This is a genomic window from Exiguobacterium sp. SL-9 (genome assembly GCF_004336985.1).
Classification (GTDB): Bacteria; Bacillota; Bacilli; order Exiguobacteriales; family Exiguobacteriaceae; genus Exiguobacterium.
Map to the genome: position 1 here is coordinate 677,141 of NZ_SJUO01000001.1, position 19,421 is coordinate 696,561.

The 19,421-nt window shown below is 52.4% G+C and carries 22 protein-coding genes; 6 read left to right on the forward strand and 16 right to left on the reverse strand.

Going from position 1 to position 19,421, the window contains the following annotated elements; genetic code table 11:
* Position 1: 1 nt before the first annotated feature.
* The 13 genes from EVJ34_RS03490 to EVJ34_RS03550 form a co-directional block, all read right to left on the reverse strand.
* Positions 2–1,486, reverse strand: coding sequence for a Na+/H+ antiporter subunit D (locus tag EVJ34_RS03490; protein WP_131433436.1), 1,485 nt, complete (start codon positions 1,484–1,486; stop codon positions 2–4).
* The gene (locus tag EVJ34_RS03495) at positions 1,479–1,820 is read right to left on the reverse strand and encodes a Na(+)/H(+) antiporter subunit C (protein WP_021066825.1); all 342 of its coding nucleotides are present in this window, start codon (positions 1,818–1,820) and stop codon (positions 1,479–1,481) included. The genes EVJ34_RS03490 and EVJ34_RS03495 overlap by 8 nt, the downstream gene beginning before the upstream one ends.
* Positions 1,820–2,257: a Na(+)/H(+) antiporter subunit B gene (locus tag EVJ34_RS03500; RefSeq protein WP_131433434.1), complete on the reverse strand. Its 438-nt coding sequence runs from the start codon at positions 2,255–2,257 to the stop codon at positions 1,820–1,822. The genes EVJ34_RS03495 and EVJ34_RS03500 overlap by 1 nt, the downstream gene beginning before the upstream one ends.
* Complete coding sequence (locus EVJ34_RS03505) at positions 2,241–4,670, reverse strand: Na+/H+ antiporter subunit A (protein WP_131484698.1); 2,430 nt, start codon at positions 4,668–4,670, stop codon at positions 2,241–2,243. The genes EVJ34_RS03500 and EVJ34_RS03505 overlap by 17 nt, the downstream gene beginning before the upstream one ends.
* A 370-nt stretch (positions 4,671–5,040) precedes the next feature.
* Positions 5,041–5,355: a thioredoxin gene (gene trxA, locus EVJ34_RS03510; RefSeq protein ID WP_021066822.1), complete on the reverse strand. Its 315-nt coding sequence runs from the start codon at positions 5,353–5,355 to the stop codon at positions 5,041–5,043.
* A 106-nt stretch (positions 5,356–5,461) separates the two neighbouring features.
* Positions 5,462–6,427 (reverse strand): electron transfer flavoprotein subunit alpha/FixB family protein, encoded by a 966-nt coding sequence (locus EVJ34_RS03515; RefSeq protein ID WP_034776767.1) that lies wholly within the window; start codon positions 6,425–6,427, stop codon positions 5,462–5,464.
* Positions 6,428–6,440: 13 nt separating this feature from the next.
* Positions 6,441–7,214, reverse strand: coding sequence for an electron transfer flavoprotein subunit beta/FixA family protein (locus EVJ34_RS03520; protein WP_131433430.1), 774 nt, complete (start codon positions 7,212–7,214; stop codon positions 6,441–6,443).
* Positions 7,215–7,294: 80 nt separating this feature from the next.
* Positions 7,295–7,873 (reverse strand): fatty acid metabolism transcriptional regulator FadR, encoded by a 579-nt coding sequence (locus EVJ34_RS03525; RefSeq protein ID WP_131433428.1) that lies wholly within the window; start codon positions 7,871–7,873, stop codon positions 7,295–7,297.
* 80 nt (positions 7,874–7,953) lie between these two features.
* Positions 7,954–9,627, reverse strand: a complete 1,674-nt coding sequence (locus EVJ34_RS03530) for an AMP-binding protein (RefSeq protein WP_131484699.1) — start codon at positions 9,625–9,627, stop codon at positions 7,954–7,956.
* A 137-nt stretch (positions 9,628–9,764) separates the two neighbouring features.
* Positions 9,765–10,232 (reverse strand): DUF4825 domain-containing protein, encoded by a 468-nt coding sequence (locus EVJ34_RS03535; RefSeq protein WP_131433424.1) that lies wholly within the window; start codon positions 10,230–10,232, stop codon positions 9,765–9,767.
* Between the two features lie 13 nt (positions 10,233–10,245).
* Positions 10,246–11,373 carry an ABC transporter permease subunit gene (locus tag EVJ34_RS03540; RefSeq protein ID WP_131433422.1) on the reverse strand — a complete coding sequence of 376 codons (1,128 nt, stop codon included), beginning with the start codon at positions 11,371–11,373 and terminating at the stop codon, positions 10,246–10,248.
* Positions 11,363–12,244, reverse strand: a complete 882-nt coding sequence (locus EVJ34_RS03545; protein WP_131484700.1) for an ABC transporter ATP-binding protein — start codon at positions 12,242–12,244, stop codon at positions 11,363–11,365. Before EVJ34_RS03545 ends, EVJ34_RS03540 begins: the two co-directional genes overlap by 11 nt.
* Positions 12,219–12,620, reverse strand: coding sequence for a GntR family transcriptional regulator (locus EVJ34_RS03550; protein WP_131433418.1), 402 nt, complete (start codon positions 12,618–12,620; stop codon positions 12,219–12,221). The genes EVJ34_RS03545 and EVJ34_RS03550 overlap by 26 nt, the downstream gene beginning before the upstream one ends.
* 178 nt (positions 12,621–12,798) lie before the next feature.
* Between EVJ34_RS03550 and EVJ34_RS03555 the strand changes: the two genes are divergently transcribed.
* The 5 genes from EVJ34_RS03555 (at position 12,799) to EVJ34_RS03575 (ending at position 15,412) form a co-directional block, all read left to right on the forward strand.
* On the forward strand, positions 12,799–13,551 hold the full coding sequence (locus EVJ34_RS03555; RefSeq protein ID WP_131484701.1) for a hypothetical protein: 753 nt from the start codon (positions 12,799–12,801) through the stop codon (positions 13,549–13,551).
* 121 nt (positions 13,552–13,672) lie between these two features.
* Positions 13,673–14,083: a MarR family winged helix-turn-helix transcriptional regulator gene (locus EVJ34_RS03560; protein ID WP_131433414.1), complete on the forward strand. Its 411-nt coding sequence runs from the start codon at positions 13,673–13,675 to the stop codon at positions 14,081–14,083.
* 23 nt (positions 14,084–14,106) lie between these two features.
* The gene (locus tag EVJ34_RS03565; protein ID WP_131484702.1) at positions 14,107–14,745 is read left to right on the forward strand and encodes a nitroreductase family protein; all 639 of its coding nucleotides are present in this window, start codon (positions 14,107–14,109) and stop codon (positions 14,743–14,745) included.
* A gap of 15 nt (positions 14,746–14,760) precedes the next feature.
* Positions 14,761–15,054 (forward strand): putative quinol monooxygenase, encoded by a 294-nt coding sequence (locus EVJ34_RS03570; RefSeq protein ID WP_131433411.1) that lies wholly within the window; start codon positions 14,761–14,763, stop codon positions 15,052–15,054.
* Between the two features lies 1 nt (position 15,055).
* Complete coding sequence (locus tag EVJ34_RS03575) at positions 15,056–15,412, forward strand: DUF1304 domain-containing protein (RefSeq protein WP_131484703.1); 357 nt, start codon at positions 15,056–15,058, stop codon at positions 15,410–15,412.
* A 43-nt stretch (positions 15,413–15,455) separates the two neighbouring features.
* On the opposite strand, the gene EVJ34_RS03580 is transcribed toward EVJ34_RS03575, so the two are convergent.
* Complete coding sequence (locus tag EVJ34_RS03580) at positions 15,456–15,917, reverse strand: hypothetical protein (RefSeq protein ID WP_131484704.1); 462 nt, start codon at positions 15,915–15,917, stop codon at positions 15,456–15,458.
* Between the two features lie 12 nt (positions 15,918–15,929).
* Positions 15,930–17,276 carry a PepSY-associated TM helix domain-containing protein gene (locus tag EVJ34_RS03585; protein WP_131484705.1) on the reverse strand — a complete coding sequence of 449 codons (1,347 nt, stop codon included), beginning with the start codon at positions 17,274–17,276 and terminating at the stop codon, positions 15,930–15,932.
* Positions 17,277–17,506: 230 nt separating this feature from the next.
* On the opposite strand from EVJ34_RS03585, the gene EVJ34_RS03590 reads away from it, so the two are divergent.
* Positions 17,507–17,779 carry a CPCC family cysteine-rich protein gene (locus EVJ34_RS03590; protein ID WP_131484706.1) on the forward strand — a complete coding sequence of 91 codons (273 nt, stop codon included), beginning with the start codon at positions 17,507–17,509 and terminating at the stop codon, positions 17,777–17,779.
* A gap of 44 nt (positions 17,780–17,823) precedes the next feature.
* On the opposite strand, the gene EVJ34_RS03595 is transcribed toward EVJ34_RS03590, so the two are convergent.
* Positions 17,824–19,362, reverse strand: a complete 1,539-nt coding sequence (locus EVJ34_RS03595) for a hypothetical protein (RefSeq protein ID WP_131484707.1) — start codon at positions 19,360–19,362, stop codon at positions 17,824–17,826.
* Positions 19,363–19,421 lie beyond the last annotated feature (59 nt).

Below are 19,421 nucleotides of genomic sequence, written 5' to 3' on the forward strand. Positions count from 1 at the left end.
ATCACTCCTTAATCACGGCATCGATATAGATTTCGGGTTGCACGAGCGGTTCGATTGCCTGGGTAATGAACGGATGCATCGCCTCGGCGCCGAACCCGTAGGCGACGGCGACAGCGACGAGCAAGAACGTCGGCACGATAAGGCGGTTCATATACGGTACGAGCGGACCGTCATAGACTCGTTTCTCTTCTCCCCAAAATCCGTACAAGAAGATTTTGATGACCGAGAAGAGGACGAACAAACTCGACAGCAAGATGAGGAGCGGTCCAAACAGGCTGCCTTCCCCGACCCCACCTTGAACGATCAACAGTTTCCCGAAGAATCCGCTGAGCGGCGGAATCCCGGCGAGTGACAACGCTGCGATGAAGAACGTCCATCCGAACAGCGGGAAGCGGGTGATCAAGCCACCCATGTCGCGTAATTGACCGGATTTGGTGATGCCAATCATCATCCCGACGAGCATGAACAAGGCAGCCTTGATCAACATGTCATGAATCAAATAGTAGAGCGCCCCTTCGAGCGACGTCTGTGTGTTGAGCGCAATCCCGTACAGGATGACACCAACAGCGATCATGATGTTGTAGATGATGATCAGTTTGACGTCGTTGTAGGCGATCGCCCCGGTCATGCCGATGACGATCGTCAACACGGCGAGGATGATCAAGAAGTTCTGCATGAACGCACTGCCGCCATCAAATAGGAGCGTATACGTCCGTAAAATCGAGTAGACGCCGACTTTCGTCAACAACGCCCCGAACATGGCAAGAATCGGCGTCGGTGCCACGACGTACGAGCCCGGGAGCCAGTAGTGCAGTGGCACGAGTGCCCCTTTCAAGCCGAAGACGATGACGAAGAACACACCGATGACGGTGATAACACTTTGATTCTCCACGAGTGGGATCTTTTGCGCGAGGTCCGCCAAGCTGAGCGTGCCGACCGTCCCGTAAAGGAGCGCGACCGCCATGACAAACAACGCCGAGGCGATGACGTTCACGAGCAAGTATTTGATCGACTCGCGTAACTGAACGCCTTTCCCGCCGAGTACGATTAACACGTACGACGAGATGAGGAAGACTTCAAAGAAGACGAACAAGTTGAAAATATCGCCTGTCGTGAAGGCTCCGTTCACCCCGACGAGGAGGAACAGCATCGCGACGTAGACGTAGTTCGATTCATAAGCGTCCGAGAAGTAATACGTCGCAAACCAGACGATGAAGAAGACGAGCAACGTCGACGTGGCGACGAGCAGTGCCGACAGCATGTCCGAGACGAGCGTGATCCCGAACGGCGCCGGCCAGTTCCCTAGGTTGACGGTCATGATGCCGTCTTGAGATACGGTGAAAATGAGCAGCACCGTCACTGCAAACGTTACAAGTAAAGCCCCGAGTGCCACTCCGCGTTGCAGGCGAACCTGCTTCGGTGCGAAGAGGAGGAAGATAGCCGCAAGCGCCGGGATGACAATCGGAAAGATCGGTAAGTTAATCATTCGATTCCGTTCCTTTCATTTCCTCAATATTATCCGTGTTCAGTTCCTGGTAAGCCCGATACGCGAGCACGAGGAAGAACGCGGTCACCCCGAAGCTGATGACGATCGCCGTCAAGACGAGCGCTTGCGGGAGCGGGTCGGTATATTCCGTGACGCCGTCAACGAGGACAGGCGCCGCTCCGGTCTTCAGTCCACCCATCGTCAAAACGAGCAAGTGGGCCGCGTGGCTGAGTAGCCCGGTGCCGATGATGATGCGCAACAAACTCTTTGAGAGAATCATATAGACCGCGCTCATCGTCAGGACACCGATGATGATGCTAACGAAGATTTCCATTATTCACTCTCTCCAATCGTTTGAATGATCGTCATCGTCACACCGATGACCACAAGGTAGACGCCGAGGTCAAAAGCGATTGCCGTGTGAAGCGTCTGTTCGCCTAGAAGCGGCAAATCGAATTTATCATAGGCGTGCGTCAAGAACGGACGGCCCCAAAAGATGCTATGGAGCGATGTGAGCATCGCGATGACGAGACCGAGCGCCGTCATCTTCCGATAGTCAAACGGGAGCACGGCAGCGAGCGTCTTCGAGTCAAAGGCGAGCAGCAAGAGTACGAGTGCCGCCGCCGTCATCAAACCACCGATGAAACCTCCGCCCGGCGAGTAGTGCCCGGCGAAGAACAAGTTGATCGAGAACACGATGATGATGAAGAAGATGATCACCGCGGCCGTCTGTAAGATGACGTCATTGACTTGATCATTTTTTCGGTTCATGTTCACGTGCTCCTTTCGTACGTTCTGTCGTTCTAAATTTGATCATCGTGTAGATCCCGATGGCCGCGATGGCAAGGACGACGATCTCAAACAACGTATCAAAGCCACGGAAGTCGACAAGGACGACGTTGACCATGTTCTTCCCGGCTGCTAGATCATAGACGTTTTCTTTATAGTATTCAGAGATTGACGACAGCGAACGGTTCGACAGCGCCATGAAGCTAAGGAGCATGACCGTCACCCCGACGAAAATCGAGACGATCGCATTTTCAACCTTGAATTTGACGCGCACTTCTTTCTTGCTGATCTCCGGCATATGGTAGAAGACGAGCAAGAACAAGGCGACCGATACCGTCTCGATGACAAGCTGCGTCAAAGCGAGGTCCGGTGCATTGAAGAAGACGAAGAACAACGCGACCGAGTACCCGACAACACCGAGCAAGATGATCGACGGCAGACGCGAACGCATGAACAGAATCGCGAGCGACGCCAAAATGATGACGGCCCCGAGGACGTATTCATACGGTGCGACGGCTTCCATCTCGCCGAACGAGAAGTCGAACAAATCGAAGCGGTACATCGAGAACAAAATCATGCCTGACAAGAACAAGAAGATGTACACCAAGTACGAGCGGATGAAGCCCGTCATATAGTTATCTTTGAAGCGGTACGCCGCCTTGTTCGACCAGACGAGCGTCCCATCATACATGCCGTTGAGCGTCAAACGATGCGGGATGTGGTTGTAAATCCCCATCCACTTGTTGATTGTGAAGAACATGAGCGTCCCGAGCAGGATGACCCCGATCGTCATATAAAGTTCAGGTGTCAATCCGTGCCAGAAGTAGATGTCGACTTTCACGTCTTGTCCGCTCGCGACGAGCGTCGGATAAATCGATTCGACGGCCGGCTTGATGAGCGAGTTCGATAATACGTTCGGCACGAAACCGAGCACGACGACGAGGATCGCGAGAATCGCTGGCGGGATGAGCATCCCGATCGGTGCCTCGTGCGGCTGTTTTGGCAATTGGTCGAACTGGGCTTTGCCCATGAACGTCCGCATGAAGATGATCAAGCTATAGATGAACGTGAACACGCTCGCGATGAATGCGACGACCGGAATCAAGATGCCAATCGTATCAAGCGCGAAGAAGTCCATCGAGAACACCTTTGTCGTCGCCTTCAAGAACATCTCTTTACTGAGGAAGCCATTGAATGGCGGTAGACCTGCCATCGACAATGAGCCGATGACGGCGATCGTGAACGTGATCGGCATGACGGTCATCAGTCCACCGAGTTTGCGGATGTCACGTGTCCCCGTCTCGTGGTCGACAATCCCGACCATCATGAACAGCGATCCTTTGAACGTCGCATGGTTGATCAAGTGGAAGATCGCCGCAATCGTCGCGACCATATAGATGTTGTCATCCATGCCGTCATAATGAAGCGCCGCGGCACCGAGGCCGAGCAGGGACATGATGAGACCGAGCTGACTGACCGTCGAGAATGCGAGGATTCCTTTCAAATCGGTCTGTTTGACTGCATTGAACGAACCCCAGAACAAAGTGAACGTCCCGACCGAGGCAATGATCCATAGCCAGAGTGACGACTCTTGGAATACCGGGCTCATCCGTGCGACGAGATAGAGACCGGCCTTGACCATCGTCGCCGAGTGGAGGTACGCACTGACCGGGGTCGGTGCTTCCATCGCATCCGGCAACCAGATGTGGAACGGGAATTGCGCCGACTTCGTGAAGGCGCCGAGCAAGATGAGAATCATCGCCGCGATAAAGAACGGGCTGTCCGCGATGAGTGCCTGATTGGCGACCATGTCACGGATGCTGAACGAGCCGACGATCGACTCAAGGATCACAATCCCCCCGAGCATCGACAAACCACCGAACACGGTGATCAGCATCGACTTACGCGCCCCATAGCGTGAACGCTCTTTCTCATACCAATACCCGATCAACAGGAACGACGAAATCGATGTGAGTTCCCAGAACATGTACATGACGACCATGTTGTCCGAGAGGACGACACCGAGCATCGCACCCATGAACAGGAGCAGGTACACATAGAAATGACCGAGCGACTCTTTGTCTTTATTCAAGTAGTAAATCGAATACAGGACGACGAGCGCCCCGATCCCTGTAATCAGGAGGGCAAACAATAGTCCGAGCCCGTCCACGTAGGCCGTGAAGTTGATGCCAAGCGAAGGCATCCATTCGACCGTTTCCGTCACGACGTCCCCCGCGCTCGTGATTCCGATGAAGCGGAAGAAGTAAACGAACAGGACGACCGGAACGATTAAAACGAACCAACCCGTATGGATTCGCTTCAGTGCCCGGAACAAGAACGGGATGAACGGTGCCGCGAGAAGCGGCAATAAGATAGCTAAATGTAACACCGACAAGAAAATTCCTCCTTCGAACAGAGTCTTACAAACGATGGGCCAATTATTAAGGTCACTTGACGCCATCACGTCTTCTTCATGAGTATAGCGTAAATTTTCAGTCTGTTTCCATGATAAAACCTTCCCACTTTTTAGAGGCTCGTCAAAAAATCCCGAACTATTAAATATGAAGGGAGTCGACAAAAATCCACGAAAAAAAATTGAATCAAGCAATGTATGTATCCGTTTTCAAATGGAGTTTTTTCTGAATTCTCCGCTACATCCAGACCGAACCTTAACCGTTGTTATTCCATGCGAAGCGACTAAACTCCTTCTTCCCGATTGCGCCTAAGAAAAAACAGCCGACCAGTTCCCCGGTCGGCTGTACGCATTATTGTGCTGTCGCGATAAACTCTTTGAGTGCTTCTTTTGGTTGGAAGCCCATTGTTTTCGAGACAGGTTGTCCGTCTTTGAACATCATGAGTGTCGGGATACTTTGGATTTGGAAAGCGCCCGCTACTTCTGGGTTCTCGTCAACGTCGAGTTTCACGATTTGGACTTGGTCGCCCATCTCTTGATCGAGTTCTTCAAGAACCGGTGCAATCATGCGGCACGGTCCACACCATGCTGCCCAAAAATCAACGAGGACGACGCCCTCTTTTACTTCTTGTTCAAATGTTTGAGTCGTTGCGTGTTTAATAGCCATTTGGTAAATACCTCCCCAATAAGATGTGAGAGCCGATTAGGAACTCTCATGCATTTCATGTTCAGAGTATACCACGGAGGGTACGTTTCCCCAAACGTTCTGCATATCAGCTATTGACGAGGTGTTTGCGGAACTCTTCTGTCAAGAGTGGGACGACGTCGAACAAGTCACCGACGATGCCGTAATCGGCCACGGTAAAGATGTTCGCTTCCGGGTCTTTATTGATGGCGACGATGACTTTGGCGTTGCTCATCCCAGCCAAGTGTTGAATCGCGCCTGAGATGCCGCACGCGATATACAGGTCCGGCGTGACGACTTTCCCGGTCTGACCGATTTGAAGGGCATAGTCGCAATAGTCGGCGTCACATGCTCCACGTGAAGCACCGACGGCTCCGCCGAGCAGTTCGGCGAGCTCTTCGAGCGGCTTGAAGCCGTCCTCGCTCTTGACACCGCGCCCACCGGCGACGATGACTTTCGCTTCCGTCAAATCGACTTTCCCTGTCGCCTTGCGGACGACTTCTTTAACGATCATGGCGAGGTCTTTCAGTTCCACGCTCGGTGTCTCAACCGATACGCTCGCCCCTGCCGTACGTGGCAGCGCGTCGATGTTGTTCGGACGGATCGTGAAGAACATGACCGAGTCTTTGAATTTCACTTTTTCGAACGCCTTCCCTGAATAGATCGGGCGGACGAACTCGGCGTCTTTGCCTGACCCTTCGATCGAGACGACGTCACTGATGAGTCCTGCGTCAAGTCGTGCCGCGAGTTTCGGGGCGATGTCTTTCCCGAGCGCCGTATGACCGAGCACGATCATGTCCGGCGACTCTTGGTCGATGACTTGGCGGAGCACTTGCCCGTAGCCGTCCGGCGTGTAGTGCTTGAGACGCTCGTCCTCAATGACGAGGACGCGTCCCGCGCCGTACTCCCCGAGTTCATTGGCGAGTGCTTTGACGTCATCCCCGATGACGACCGCCGTCACGTCGTCCGTCAATTGCTTCGCCGCGGCGATCGCTTCAAATGATACGTTCCGTAACGCGCCTTCGCGCGCTTCTGCGAGTACTAAAGCTTTCATCTATGTGTCCCCCTTAAATGACTTTGGCTTCCGTGCGAAGTAATTGAACGAGCTCGTTCACTTGTGACGACGTATCCCCTTCAAGGATGCGTCCTGCTTTCTTCTCTTCCGGCAAGAACCGTTCAATCGTCTCGATCTTCGCTTCGATCTCGTCTTCATCGAGGTCGATGTCCGACAGTTCGAGTTCTTCAAGCGGCTTCTTCTTCGCCTTCATGATGCCTGGGAGGCTCGGATAACGCGGTTCGTTCAATCCTTGCTGTGCCGTCACGAGAAGCGGGAGCGGCACTTCGATCACTTCGGTGTCCCCTTCGACGTCACGTGTGACCGTCGCCGTCGTGCCATCGATGTCGAGCTTCGTGATTGTCGTCACGTAGTTCATGTCTAACAGTTCGGCGACGCGTGGTGCGACTTGACCGCTGCCGCCATCGATGGCGACGTTCCCCGCGAAGACGAGGTCAGGTGCTTGTTCTTTCAAGTACGTGGCGAGTACTTTTGAAATCGTCACGTGGTCGGCGTCCTCGACGTCATCCTCGATCGAGATTCGGACCGCTTTGTCCGCACCCATCGCGAGCGCCGTACGGAGTTCTTTGTCCGCGTCTTCCGGTCCGACCGTCACGACCGTGACTTCTCCCCCGAGATCGTCACGCTTGCGAATGGCCTCCTCGACCGCATACTCGTCGTACGGGTTGATGATGAACTCAGCGCCGTCTTCTTGAATTTCCCCATTCTCGAGCTGAATCGCTTCTTCTGTATCGAACGTACGCTTCAGCAATACAAAAATATTCATCGTAGTTCCCCCTTATAAGTTGTTCGCACCATCATTCATGAATCAGCGTTCATTTTTTGAGCTAGCGAGAGGGCTTACGGTTAAGCAAGCCCTTTTTTTAACATATGGTGTACTTTCGGTAGCGTCGACATCAAATCATATTTGAAGCCGCTCGCCATCCAACTCGTGACCACTTCATCGATCGTGCCGAAAATCATTTGCCGAGCCAGGCGATAGTCGAGCTCGCGATCGAATTCGCCGGTATCGACCCCGTGTTGCACGACCGCGTCAATCAAGTTCAAATACGGTTTCAACACTTCGCTGATTTTTTGACGGAGTGCCAAGTTCGACTGCCGGAGCTCGATTTGTGTCACGACGGCGAGGTCGTAATCGGCCGACAGTTGTTTGAGATGCGACTCGATCAACTGATACAGTTTGTCGCCGGCCGTCGTCTCCTGCTCGATTTGTTGCTTCGAGTAGTCGATGAACAAGCCCATCTTCGTCTGGAACAATTCAATCAACAGATGCTCCTTGTTTTTGAAGTACAAATAAATCGTTCCGTCGGCGACGCCCGCCTCTTTGGCGATGGCCGTCACCTTTGCACCGTGATAGCCATGATTCGCAATCACTTTCACTGCCGCATCGATAATGCGGTCACTTTTTGATCCATTCTTTGTCATAAACACCCAAGCTCCTTACCGCTGCATAAAAATGAATGATGGTTCATTCATTTATTATTCTATCATGTGACACGGTTGTGTCAACTGCTTTGTTTCACTTGTTTCGCCTTCTCTTCGTCGACGAGGACGCGACGTAAAATCTTACCGACGAACGTCTTCGGCAACTCGTCACGGAACTCGTACAACTTCGGCACTTTATACGCCGCGAGCTTCTCACGACAATGCTTGTCGAGCTCCTCTTCCGTCACGCTGACGCCATCACGCATGACGATGAACGCCTTGACCGTCTCCCCGCGATACGGGTCCGGGACGCCGATACAGACCGCTTCCTTGACGGCCGGATGTTCGTATAACACTTCTTCGATCTCGCGCGGATAGACGTTGAAGCCCCCGGCGATGATCATGTCTTTCTTCCGGTCGACAATATAGAAGAAACCATCCTCGCCCATATAGCCGAGGTCACCGGTCGCGAGCCATCCATCTTTCAAGACGGCGGCCGTCTCTTCCGGCTTCTGCCAATACCCTTTCATCACTTGCGGGCCGTAGAGCATGACTTCCCCGATTTCACCGACATCGGCTGGTGTCTCCCCGTCTGCTTTTACAATCTTAGCAGAAGTGTCCGACAACGGCACGCCGATCGAGCCGACAATCCGTTTATCCCATAGGAAATTCGCGTGCGTGACCGGTGACGTCTCTGATAACCCGTACCCTTCGACGATACGACCGCCCGTGATGCTTTCGAACTGTTCCTGCACTTCGACTGGGAGTGGCGCCGATCCGGAAATACACGCCTCAATCGATGACAGGTCATATTTTTTCAATTTCGGGTCGTTGAGGATACCTACATACATCGTCGGTGCACCTGGGAAGAAGTGTGGCTTCTTCTTGTGGATCGTCTTCAGGACGTCGGTGACGTCGAAACGCGGGACGAGGACAAGCTCATATCCGTTCGCCATCCCAAAGTTCAGACAGCACGTCATGCCGTAGACGTGGAAGAACGGGACGACACTCAAGACACGCTTTAAGTCTCCTCGATTATATTTATAGAAGAAGTTCGAAATTTGATCGACGTTCGCCGTCAAGTTGAAGTGGGTCAGCATGACGCCTTTCGGCAGCCCTGTCGTCCCGCCGGTATATTGCAAGACAGCGACATCCTCTTTCGGCTCGATTGAGACCGGTGTGATCGGTCCGAAGTTTTTATAGTCTTTGAACGCGACCGAACCCGTCGTGTCGATGACGATGTTGTTCTCACGTTTCACTTTGATCGGGTACAGCTTGTTCTTTGGGAATGGCAGATAGTCGGCGATACTTGTCGTGATAATCGTCTTGATGTCCGTCTTCTGTTTCACACGGAGCGACTTCGGATAGAGCAGGTCGAGGGTGATGAGGATGTTCGCACCTGAGTCGGTAATCAAGTTCTCGAGCTCATGCTCGGTATAGAGCGGGTTCGTCTGGACGACCGTCCCACCGGCGTACAGGACGGCGTAGAACGAAATGACGTATTGTGGACAGTTCGGGAGCATCAGGCTGACGCGGTCTCCTTTTTGCAGCCCTTTCGATTGGAGCATCGTCGCGAGCCGTTTTGCCGCATCGTCGACCTCGGCGAACGTCAACGCTTTGCCGATGAAGGAGACGGCGGTCCGGTCCGGATAGTCTGTAGCGGCCCGGGAGAGCGCCTCATAGAGCGGCTTCACCTCATAATCAATCGTTTCTGGCATGTCAGCTGGATAATCTTGCAACCACGGTTTGTTCATCGATTCTCCTCCTTGAAATGAATAGTCATTCAGTTACCTCTATTATAATGCCAAGAAAACGCTTTCATCTACCCTTTACCCAATAATTTTCAGAAAATATCGAAAAAACGTGTGCGGATGAAAGTTTCCGCACACGTTCAGATTCTCTTGAAATAGGCTTCAGTCTGCTCTTTGTTGCTAATTTTCTCGTCCAAGTGCTCATTTAAATCTTTTTCCCACTTGATCGTCGAGAAATCGATGTCGAGCCACGCCTCCATCTCTGGGCGCGAGAACGAATACGTCCGGTTCGGGAAAGCGAAGCGGACGATCTCCGTGTTTTGCACGAGCGTGAAGTACGTCGCCGCGTTCCGAATCGCGAGCCGCTCCTGCTCGATTCGCTCGAGTTCAGGATCATCGTATCGAACGGTCAAGCCGTATGGACGTTTTTTCGTCTGGAGCTCGATCGACTTGTAACAGTCATGCATCGGCAACGTCTGGGCAATGCCGGCAACAGCGCTGTTGTCACCGACATAAGACCCTTTGTATTGGAACGCTCTCGGTTGTTGGGTATCCCCGCATCCTGCGAGAACGATGAGCATGACAATGAGCAAACTGAGTCGTTTCATGAGAATTCTCCTTTTACACTTTTAGTCTCAAGTTGAAGCGATAGAGCAGACGTTTCGCGAGCAAATGCGCGAGGAAGCCACCGATTGCAAATCCAACAAAATAGAGGATGCTATTCGTCGGGTAGGAGAGATTAGCCAGAACGATCCCACCGAGCATGGCGAAACAGATGACCATGATGACATGGACGAGCCAAAGCCAGTTCGTGAACATGAAGAAGCGGCCGTTGTTTTCTTGTGGGACCCGGTTGAACGTCCATAAGCCGATACCGAACGAGAGGACGATGAATCCGAGGGAGCTAATAATCGCTACCGTCATAAAGTTTTCCCACACTGTATCGTCCGTGAACATGTTGAACGTATCGACATTTAACAAGTTCGCGAGCGGAGAAATCAATCGTAAAAACACACTTTCCATGGCACGTTCGAATAAATCGTAGACTCCTGCTGTATTTTGAGTGATCGAATAAATTGATCCTTGAATCAACAGTAAGATGCCGACAGGGAATAACAGGGCGACGACCGACCAGAGCACTTGCGAGACGGCCTCCCCACCGAATGAACCCATCCATAACGCCAGCGAGAAGACGGCAATGCCAGTCAACAACATAAAGCCGGCTAGCCCTGCGACTTGCAACGCATGTCCTTCCATCAAAAACGAATAGCGAGATGTCTGGATGACCCAAAGCATGAGCGGGCTGCCGAGGAGCGACGAGACGACAATCCCGCTCACTCCGATCAACCACTTCGATATGTATAGCTGATTGCGGTTGAACGGGAGAGACATCGCAAAGTCAGACATTTGGCTATTGCGTTCACTTCCAATCAAGACGGACGCCATCAAGAAACCGAAGATGATATAGAGGAAAATGACGCCACCATACGGGATGAGTGTCTGTAAGTCACCAATAAAATAGCTATACTCAGGGCTAAATAGCTCTTCAAGCGACGGATTCGTCACGTTGTCGCCATACCATTCGGCATAATCCGCCGGATTTTCTTGGATTTCCCGAACTTGTTCGTCGAACGATTGAATCTGTGTCCATACCGGAAGCGTATGGGCGACGATTCCGAGGAAGACGAGCAACATCCATAACAACGACACTTGTTTCCAATCTTTCTTTAGCAGCACCTTAAAAGACACTTGCCTCACCTCCTAATTGGACCCGGAAGATGTCTTCGAGCGACATCGGGATTTCTTCGACGAGCATCGGGTCATGCGCGTCGACGAACGTATCGAGTTCTTTCGTCCGTTCTTTTGCCATAAACAAGGCGACCCGACCTGTGACGTTGATAATGTCGATATCTTTTCGTTCGAGCAGTTCGACCGGAACTTGGTCGTTGAACACGACTTGCAGTTTGACGCTCGTCTCGCGCGCCTCTTCGAGAGACATGATCGCTTTGACGCGACCCTTCTCGATCATGATGATGCGGTCGGCGATCCGCTCGAGCTCATGCAACTGGTGGCTCGAGACGATAATCGAGCAGTTGCGTACCTCGACTTGGGCGATCATCAGTTTCAAGACGTCGGATTTTGCGACGACGTCAAGTCCGTCGGTCGGCTCATCGAGCAAATAGTATTTCGCTTGGACGGCGAAGGCGAGCGACAATGTCACCATCGCCTTCTGTCCTTTCGAGAGCTGGCGAATCTTCTTGTTATCGATGTTGTAACGCGTGAGCGTCTCTCTGAACGTTGACCGGTTGAACGTCGGATAGATCGATTCATAGAGCGCGGCCGCCTCGTTGACTGTGTAATGTTTGAGCGCGTCGGCCGAATCCGGGACAAAAATGACGTCGCGTTTCAACTCTGCTTTTTCAAAGATGCTCGATGGACCGTAGCGGACGTCGCCCGTGTCCGGTCGGATGATGCCGACCATCGTCCGGAGCAGCGTTGTCTTACCAGCGCCGTTCCGTCCGACGAGGGCGATGATCTCCCCGGCGCCGACGGTGAAATCGATATCATCTAGGACTTGCTGTCGATCGATTTTCTTACTCAGTTGCTGGACTGTCAGCATGGTTCTCCCCTACTTTCTTATATTCTATCTCAAATAGCGTCAGCGCTTCGGTGAGCGCGATGTTCGCATAATGGCAATCGATGGCGAGCTTCTTGATCGCCTCTAGGATCGGTGCGCGCGGCGAGTCCTGGTCGATCCAGTCCTCGGAGACGAACGTCCCCCGACCGCGGTGCATCTCGAGCAAGCCGAGTCGTTCGAGCTCCTGATACGCCTTACTGACCGTATTCGGATTGATGACGAGGTCGGTCGCGAGTTCGCGCACGGACATCACCTTATCGCCTGGCCGTAAAATCCCACGGATGACGAGTGCCTTCGTCTGATTGACGATTTGTTCATACAAAGGTTCCGCGCTTTTCATATCAATCTTATATAACATGGGTCACACCCTCTCTTGTGTACGTAGTATAAGTGTATTATATGTATTAGTACACGTAAAGACAATAGTTCTTAAAGGGCACTTTCAGTTTACAGGGAATTGGGAATAAATTGAATACGACTTTGGACCGAGGTGGACGACTCCCATTTCGGGTAAATTGGGATAGAGGTGATTGAACATGAAGAGACGATGGCTATTAGCAGGTTTAGGTACGATGACAGTAATCGGGGTCGTCTGGTCGACAGGCGCCAAACAAGAAGAAGAGACACGGTATGAAACATACGTCGAAGATACATATGGAGAAAACGTAGATGTCACACTAAGGCGTGATTGGAAGATGGGCGGGTATGCGGCCGAGTTTACGTTGACGAGCCCAGAGCTCGCTGGTGACTATTGGGCCGAGACGTATGGAAGCGACGAGTCGATCCATGATGACGTGCTCGAACACGTCTGGCAACAAGAGGCTGAAGACACGGTCAAAGAGCGGCTCAAACAGCTCGACTTGTTAACCGAGGCGGAGACGGTCCGCGCAAGTATCGCCTCAGGGGTCGATGAAGAGTATGAGACAACGCTTACCCCTACCCCGACGTCCGTCTTCGACGTCGAGTCGAAAGAGTTCTTGGACGTGTCGATCATGTTCCATGAGAAGTGGTCCAACACGGACGCCCAGAAAGAGCGGATGCTCGGCGTGATACGCGCTTTGGAAGATGACGTCTACTCGATTCACTTCTCATTCGACGGCACACCGAACGAAGACGACGATTTCACCGAGCGATATATGAACGTCTCTCACGACTCGTTCCCCGGCGAACCGGCGATGCATGAGCTGCAGACGATTGACGACTTGAATCGCCACGATCGACTGTACGGATTCGATGAGGCGACGTTCATCCATGACTATCACTTTGATGGCACGAAATATGAAGAGTAAATTCCATTCGCCAAAGCGGATGGTTTTTTTGTGAGCATTCTTCTTTACAACGCGTCATGAATGTTTTACATTTGACGAGTCAACAATTGACTTATCAAATGAGAGGGGTGAAACATCACAGATGGAATTACGAGATATCAGCCGACTGCTGTACCAAATCAAACTGGCGGACCAACGCGTCGCAACCTCGTTCGAAAAAGAGACGGGCTTCAGCCTGACCCGCTACGAGATGCTCATGATCGTGCATGACAAAGGCGTCTGTCCGCAAAGTGAGATTCAGCAGACGATGAAAATCGATCATGCGGCCATCACCCGCCATTTGAAGATCCTTGAAGAAAAAGGCTACGTCCGACGGGAGCGGAACACGGCGAACCATCGCGAAGTGTTCGTCCACTTGACCGACGAAGCCAAGCACGACTTGACGAGCTGTGAACAAGACCATGACCGCAGCAAGCACTTGATCACGAAGGTGCTGTCCGAGTCAGAAATCAATCAGCTATCGAGTCTGCTACAAAAGTTGAACCAACTATAACAAGAGAGAAAGAGGTAATAACCATGGCAACTACATTCGAAAACAACACATTCACTGACGTGATGCTCGGTCGTAAATCGATCCGTGTCTACGACGAGAACGTCAAAATCTCACAACTTGAAATGCTTCAAATGATTGAGGAAGCGACAACGGCTCCTTCTTCAGTGAACATGCAACCGTGGCGCTTCGTCGTCGTCGAGAGCCCTGAGGCGAAAGAAACGCTCAAGCCGCTCATCCGCTTCAACGTCCGTCAAAACGACACGTCGGCCGCGATGGTCCTCATCTTCGGCGATATGGAATGCTACGAGCTCGGTGAAGACATCTACGACCAAGCCGTCGCAGAAGGCAAGATGCCGCAAGAAGTACGCGATCAACAGCTCGCGGCCATTCTCCCGTACTACCAAAACTTGTCGACACAAGAGATGAACGACATCGTCAAAATCGACTCGAGCCTCGCTGCGATGCAATTTATGCTCGTCGCCCGTGCCCACGGTTATGACACAAACCCAATCGGCGGTTTCGAGAAAGATCAACTCGCGGAAGCGTTCGGCTTAGACAAAGACCGTTACGTGCCGGTCATGATTCTCTCGGTCGGTAAAGCTGCAGAAGAAGGCTACCAATCGGTACGTCTCGACGCTGAAAAAATCACATCATTCAAATAATCGGAGGACACCTACATGATCTTAATCAATGCTATTTTCGAAGTAAAAGAAACGGAATTTGACAACTTTTTGGCAGACATCAACAAGCTCATCGACTCATCAAAACAAGAAGCGGGTTGCTTGAGCTATGAGCTCTTCCAATCAACGACGGCGGAGAACCGCTTCGTTATGATCGAGAATTGGGCCGACCAAGCGGCCGTCGAGCAACACAACCAAAACCCGGATCTCATCGCGTTCGCTCAAAGCGTAGGCAACTACGTGACGGCGAAGCCGGTCATCCATGTGACGGAAGTCGCAACGGCAAACTAACATGTCCGGGCTCACCCTCGTCCTCGGAACGCTCGTCGCACTCGAGTTCTTCTACATCATGTATCTCGAGACGTTCGCCACTCGTTCGAAAACGACGGCCCGTGTCTTCAATATGACGGAACAAGAGCTCGCGCGCGACTCCGTGTCGGTGCTATTCAAGAACCAAGGCGTCTATAACGGATTGATTGGCGTCGGGTTGTTGTATGGTCTGTTCGTCAGCCAATCGACGGAGATTGTCACGATGCTCCTCGTTTATATCGTCCTCGTCGCGTTGTACGGCAGCATCACGAGTAATAAAAAGATTATCCTCACGCAAGGTGGATTGGCGATTTTAACGCTGTTGTCCATGTTGGTGTGAAACCAAAAAGTTCTCCCTCCAAGGAATTGGAAGGAGAACTTTTTTAATGGTGCGGTTCCGTCACAGCTTCGACTGGTGCAGCCCCGTCATATAAAGCGGCCCATTCATCGTCAGTCAATTCACCGACGATAAACTGTTTTGCCGGAAAGATGGTCGAGCCGTTCGCCTGCGCATGGACCCGGGCGATATATAATCCGTCCTGTTTGACACTTGTCGTCAGTTCATACGTACCGTCAGCGGTTCGCGTCGCTTCCTGCATGCCGTAGGAAATTGTCCCGTCTGCCTTTTGTAACTCCAAATGTACGAAGTCAGGTTCGACATCGCCTTCTATCCGCAAGTCGATTTCGAACGTGATCGGCTCTCCCGCCTCCACGACTCCCGGAATATCGAGCGTCGCTTGGAGCGGCGTCTCTTGTTTGTATCGCTCAGCCGCATCCGGGTTGACCGTACAGGCGGATAGTGCCACGACGGCAGTGAGGCTGATTGCTAGTATGATTCGTTTCATCGTCATTCCCCCTCACCCTGCGTTCAAAAAGCGTGTCAATTTCGTCGAACGACGAACAATCAACCAATCGAGCAGCGCGACGACAAGCAGCGACAGCCCGACGAGTGGAAAGATGATTCCGAAGCCGACGAGCAAGACGATCAATACGTTTCGTCTCGTCCGACTCGGAGCCGATGGTGCCCCACTTTTCGCGACAGGTTTACGCGAGTACCAGAGATACACCCCGCTCACGACGACAAGGATGACACCGAGACAAATCGCGAGACTGATCAATTGGTTCGGCAGCCCGAACTGTGTCCCCTTGTGTAGCGTGATTCCGAGCGCGACGGCTTTCCCGACAATGCCGTAATTGTCGTAACGATAGTCGGCGAGGACGGCACCGGAATATTGGTCGACGTGCATCGTCGCCTCGTCCTGGGCCCGGTCCGGATACGCGGATAACGTATAGACGCCATCTGGTGTACTCGGTAAGCTGATCGTGTAACTCGGGTCCATCCCGACCGTTATGGCGATCGTGTCGACTTGATCGAGCGACAGCGGTACGTACCCGGCGACTTCCGAGTTCGGCACCGGCAATGTCTCGGCCGCCCACGGGACGTCGGCGACATCCTCAGTCTTCACGGTTGAAGTCGGAGCCTCTCCACCCCAAATCGACGGTGGATAGCCGACGCCTGCATTCGTCGCAATCGCTTGGAAGTTCGCTCCCCAAAAACCGGACCATGGCAGACCAGTCAAGACGAGAAACAACAGTCCTGCCGTCACCCAAAAACCAGGGACGACATGCAGGTCACGGCGCAAAATCCGTTTCCCCTTCCGAAGTCGCGGATACACCGTCCCAGACGCCTGTAGCCCGTTTCGTGGCCAAAATAGATATAATCCGGTCGCCATCAGAACAATCGTCCAGCAGGCGACGAGTTCGACGATGCGGTCTCCGAGCGGACCAATCATCAATTCACCATGAATCCGTTCGACTTGGCTCATGAATCGGTCAGCATTCAATTGACTCCCGATGACCTCTCCGTTGTAGGGATCGACGAACACCGTCGTTGCTCCCTCTTCTGTCATGACACGGAATTCGGTCGAGCGATTCGCACTCTCTCCGGGCCGATAGCGCGTGATGGGTGTGTCCGGATATTCGGCTTGGACCTGATTATACAACTCGGTCGCACTCAAGCGATCCCCGGCCGGTTCGACTTGATAGTAATCGGAATAAATGACTTGCTCAATCTGTGGCTTGAATAAATAGACGGCTCCCGTCACCGCGAGCACTAATAGGAATGGTGCGATGATGAGTCCTGCGTAGAGATGCCAGCGCCAGACGGCACGGTACCAATCGCGACTCGCTGAAGATGATGTCATAAACGTTCCCCCGATTATGTAATGTGTCCATTATGTGAACAGACTAATTGTACTCACTCACACTTATTGCGACCGCTTTCTTTGTGTCTGTTCGTTGTCAATCCGGCGAAATAAACGTGAAGTCCGATTCATCAAAATCACACAACTAGACGTGAGTGATTGTAAGATGAACCTAATGAAACAGCATGAGCACTTTGTTTCGCACTTTAATAATGATGAGGTGAGGTTCGATGACATACACATGTCCTTGCTGCGGGTACAAGACGCTTAACGAAGAACCACCCGGCACGTATGATATTTGCGGCATCTGTTTTTGGGAAGACGACGGCGTTCAGTTCAGCGACCCGGATTATGAGGGTGGTGCCAATACGGTGTCGCTCCGGCAAGCGCAACAGAATTACATCCGCTTCGGAGTAAGTGAGCTCCTCTTTAGCGATTCTGTCCGTCAACCAGCTGACCACGATGTCAAAGACCCGAAGTGGCGACCGTTCGCAGAAAAATAAGCACACAAAAACCGCTTCTACACATTGGTAGAAGCGGCTGTTTGTTATACGCCGAGAATCGCGAACGATACGCCGACGACACCGATGAGCGCCATCGCGTAAACCGGTACGCGTGGCATTTCACCGTTGTTATCGAGCGCCTTCCCGAACATGTAGAACACGATCGGGTGAACGAGGAACGGCATCGAGAAGATGAGTGGGATGAGAAGCGACGCTTCTGTCCCGAACATGCCACCTTGGACGGCTGCGAAGAGACCAAAGTGCGAGATGGCTGATGATTGAGCCATCGTCGTGTAATCGAACGCGATTGTGCTGAAGCTGAGGATGACGAGTCCACCAAAGACCGCCATCATCTGCCAACCGAACGAGAACTGCATGAGCGCCTTCACTTCTTTGAAGTCTTCTCCGTTGGCACCGCGCAAGTTTTTGAGCGAGAGCGCCGTGAGCACAAGACCGACCAAGACGATGATTGCTGTCGGCCAAATCCAGAGCGCCCCGTTATCGGCACTGACTGCCAAAATCGAGAACACGAAGATGTGACCGAAGAACGGGATGTTGATCATGATTGGGGCACGTTTCGCTGCCACTTGACCGAAGTCACCAGCTGTACATGCGCCTGTGAGACCACTGTGCGAGAGCGAGCCGGCCATACCTGGTGCGAGGTTGCGGATGTGTCCTGTGCGGGCGAACCACATAAGGAGCGCAATCCCACCGAACATCCAGAACAATTGACCGAAGAAACCGTACACGAGAATCGAGTTCATGCCTTCGATGGCGAACGCATCACCGATTCGTGAACCACCGACCATGAAGTTGGCGGCCAAGACGACCGGGATCCCGGCGAATAGAAGCGCGCGGACGGTCGGTCCATACGTCCAGTTGTGGAAGATGGCACCGAGTGCTGACGAGAGCAACATGGCGAAGAAAATCTGCGGCAATGCGATGACCGGTTGAACAGCCATAGCGATTGCGTACGAGATGAACAAGATGACGAGCATCAATACCGTCTCGATGACGCCTTTACGCATATATACCTTCTTGTCGTCGATTTGTGCCTTGTGGTCGATTAAGAGGAACGACGCCGCGAGACCGATCAACGCGAGGATCGGGTAGTAGAGCATGATGCCCTCTGCCGCGCCCGGTTGAATCATCATGCGGAAGAACCCTTCGAGACCGACGAGCAAGAAGAATGAACGGAGGATGAAGATGAACTGTGTCCGTCCTGTCCCGAGAAACATCTCTTCTGTAGATGGTACGACGATGTCTTTCATATCGAGCTCTTGTTTGCTCAAAATCTTGCGGAGCTCTTGGCCACCGACGAAGAATGAGACAACGAGTGCGATGATGGTCGTCCGTGATAGGAAGTCGACGAGCGGGAACTCAGGGAGACCCGGTGTCGCGATGCCCATCTCGACCATGGCGAAGCCAAGTCCAAGACCGAAGATGACGATGACGAGGATTGGTGAGAACCGTGAACCAGCCACGACCATCCGCGATAAAATGACCATCGGGATGACGAAGGCCATGAGCAACCAGAATTGGTTGAGTAATTGTACTTGTGATAACTGCTGAACGATTTCCATGGATAAACCCCTTATACATTTTTTTCACACTGTTTCGAAGTTTACAGGATTGAACATTC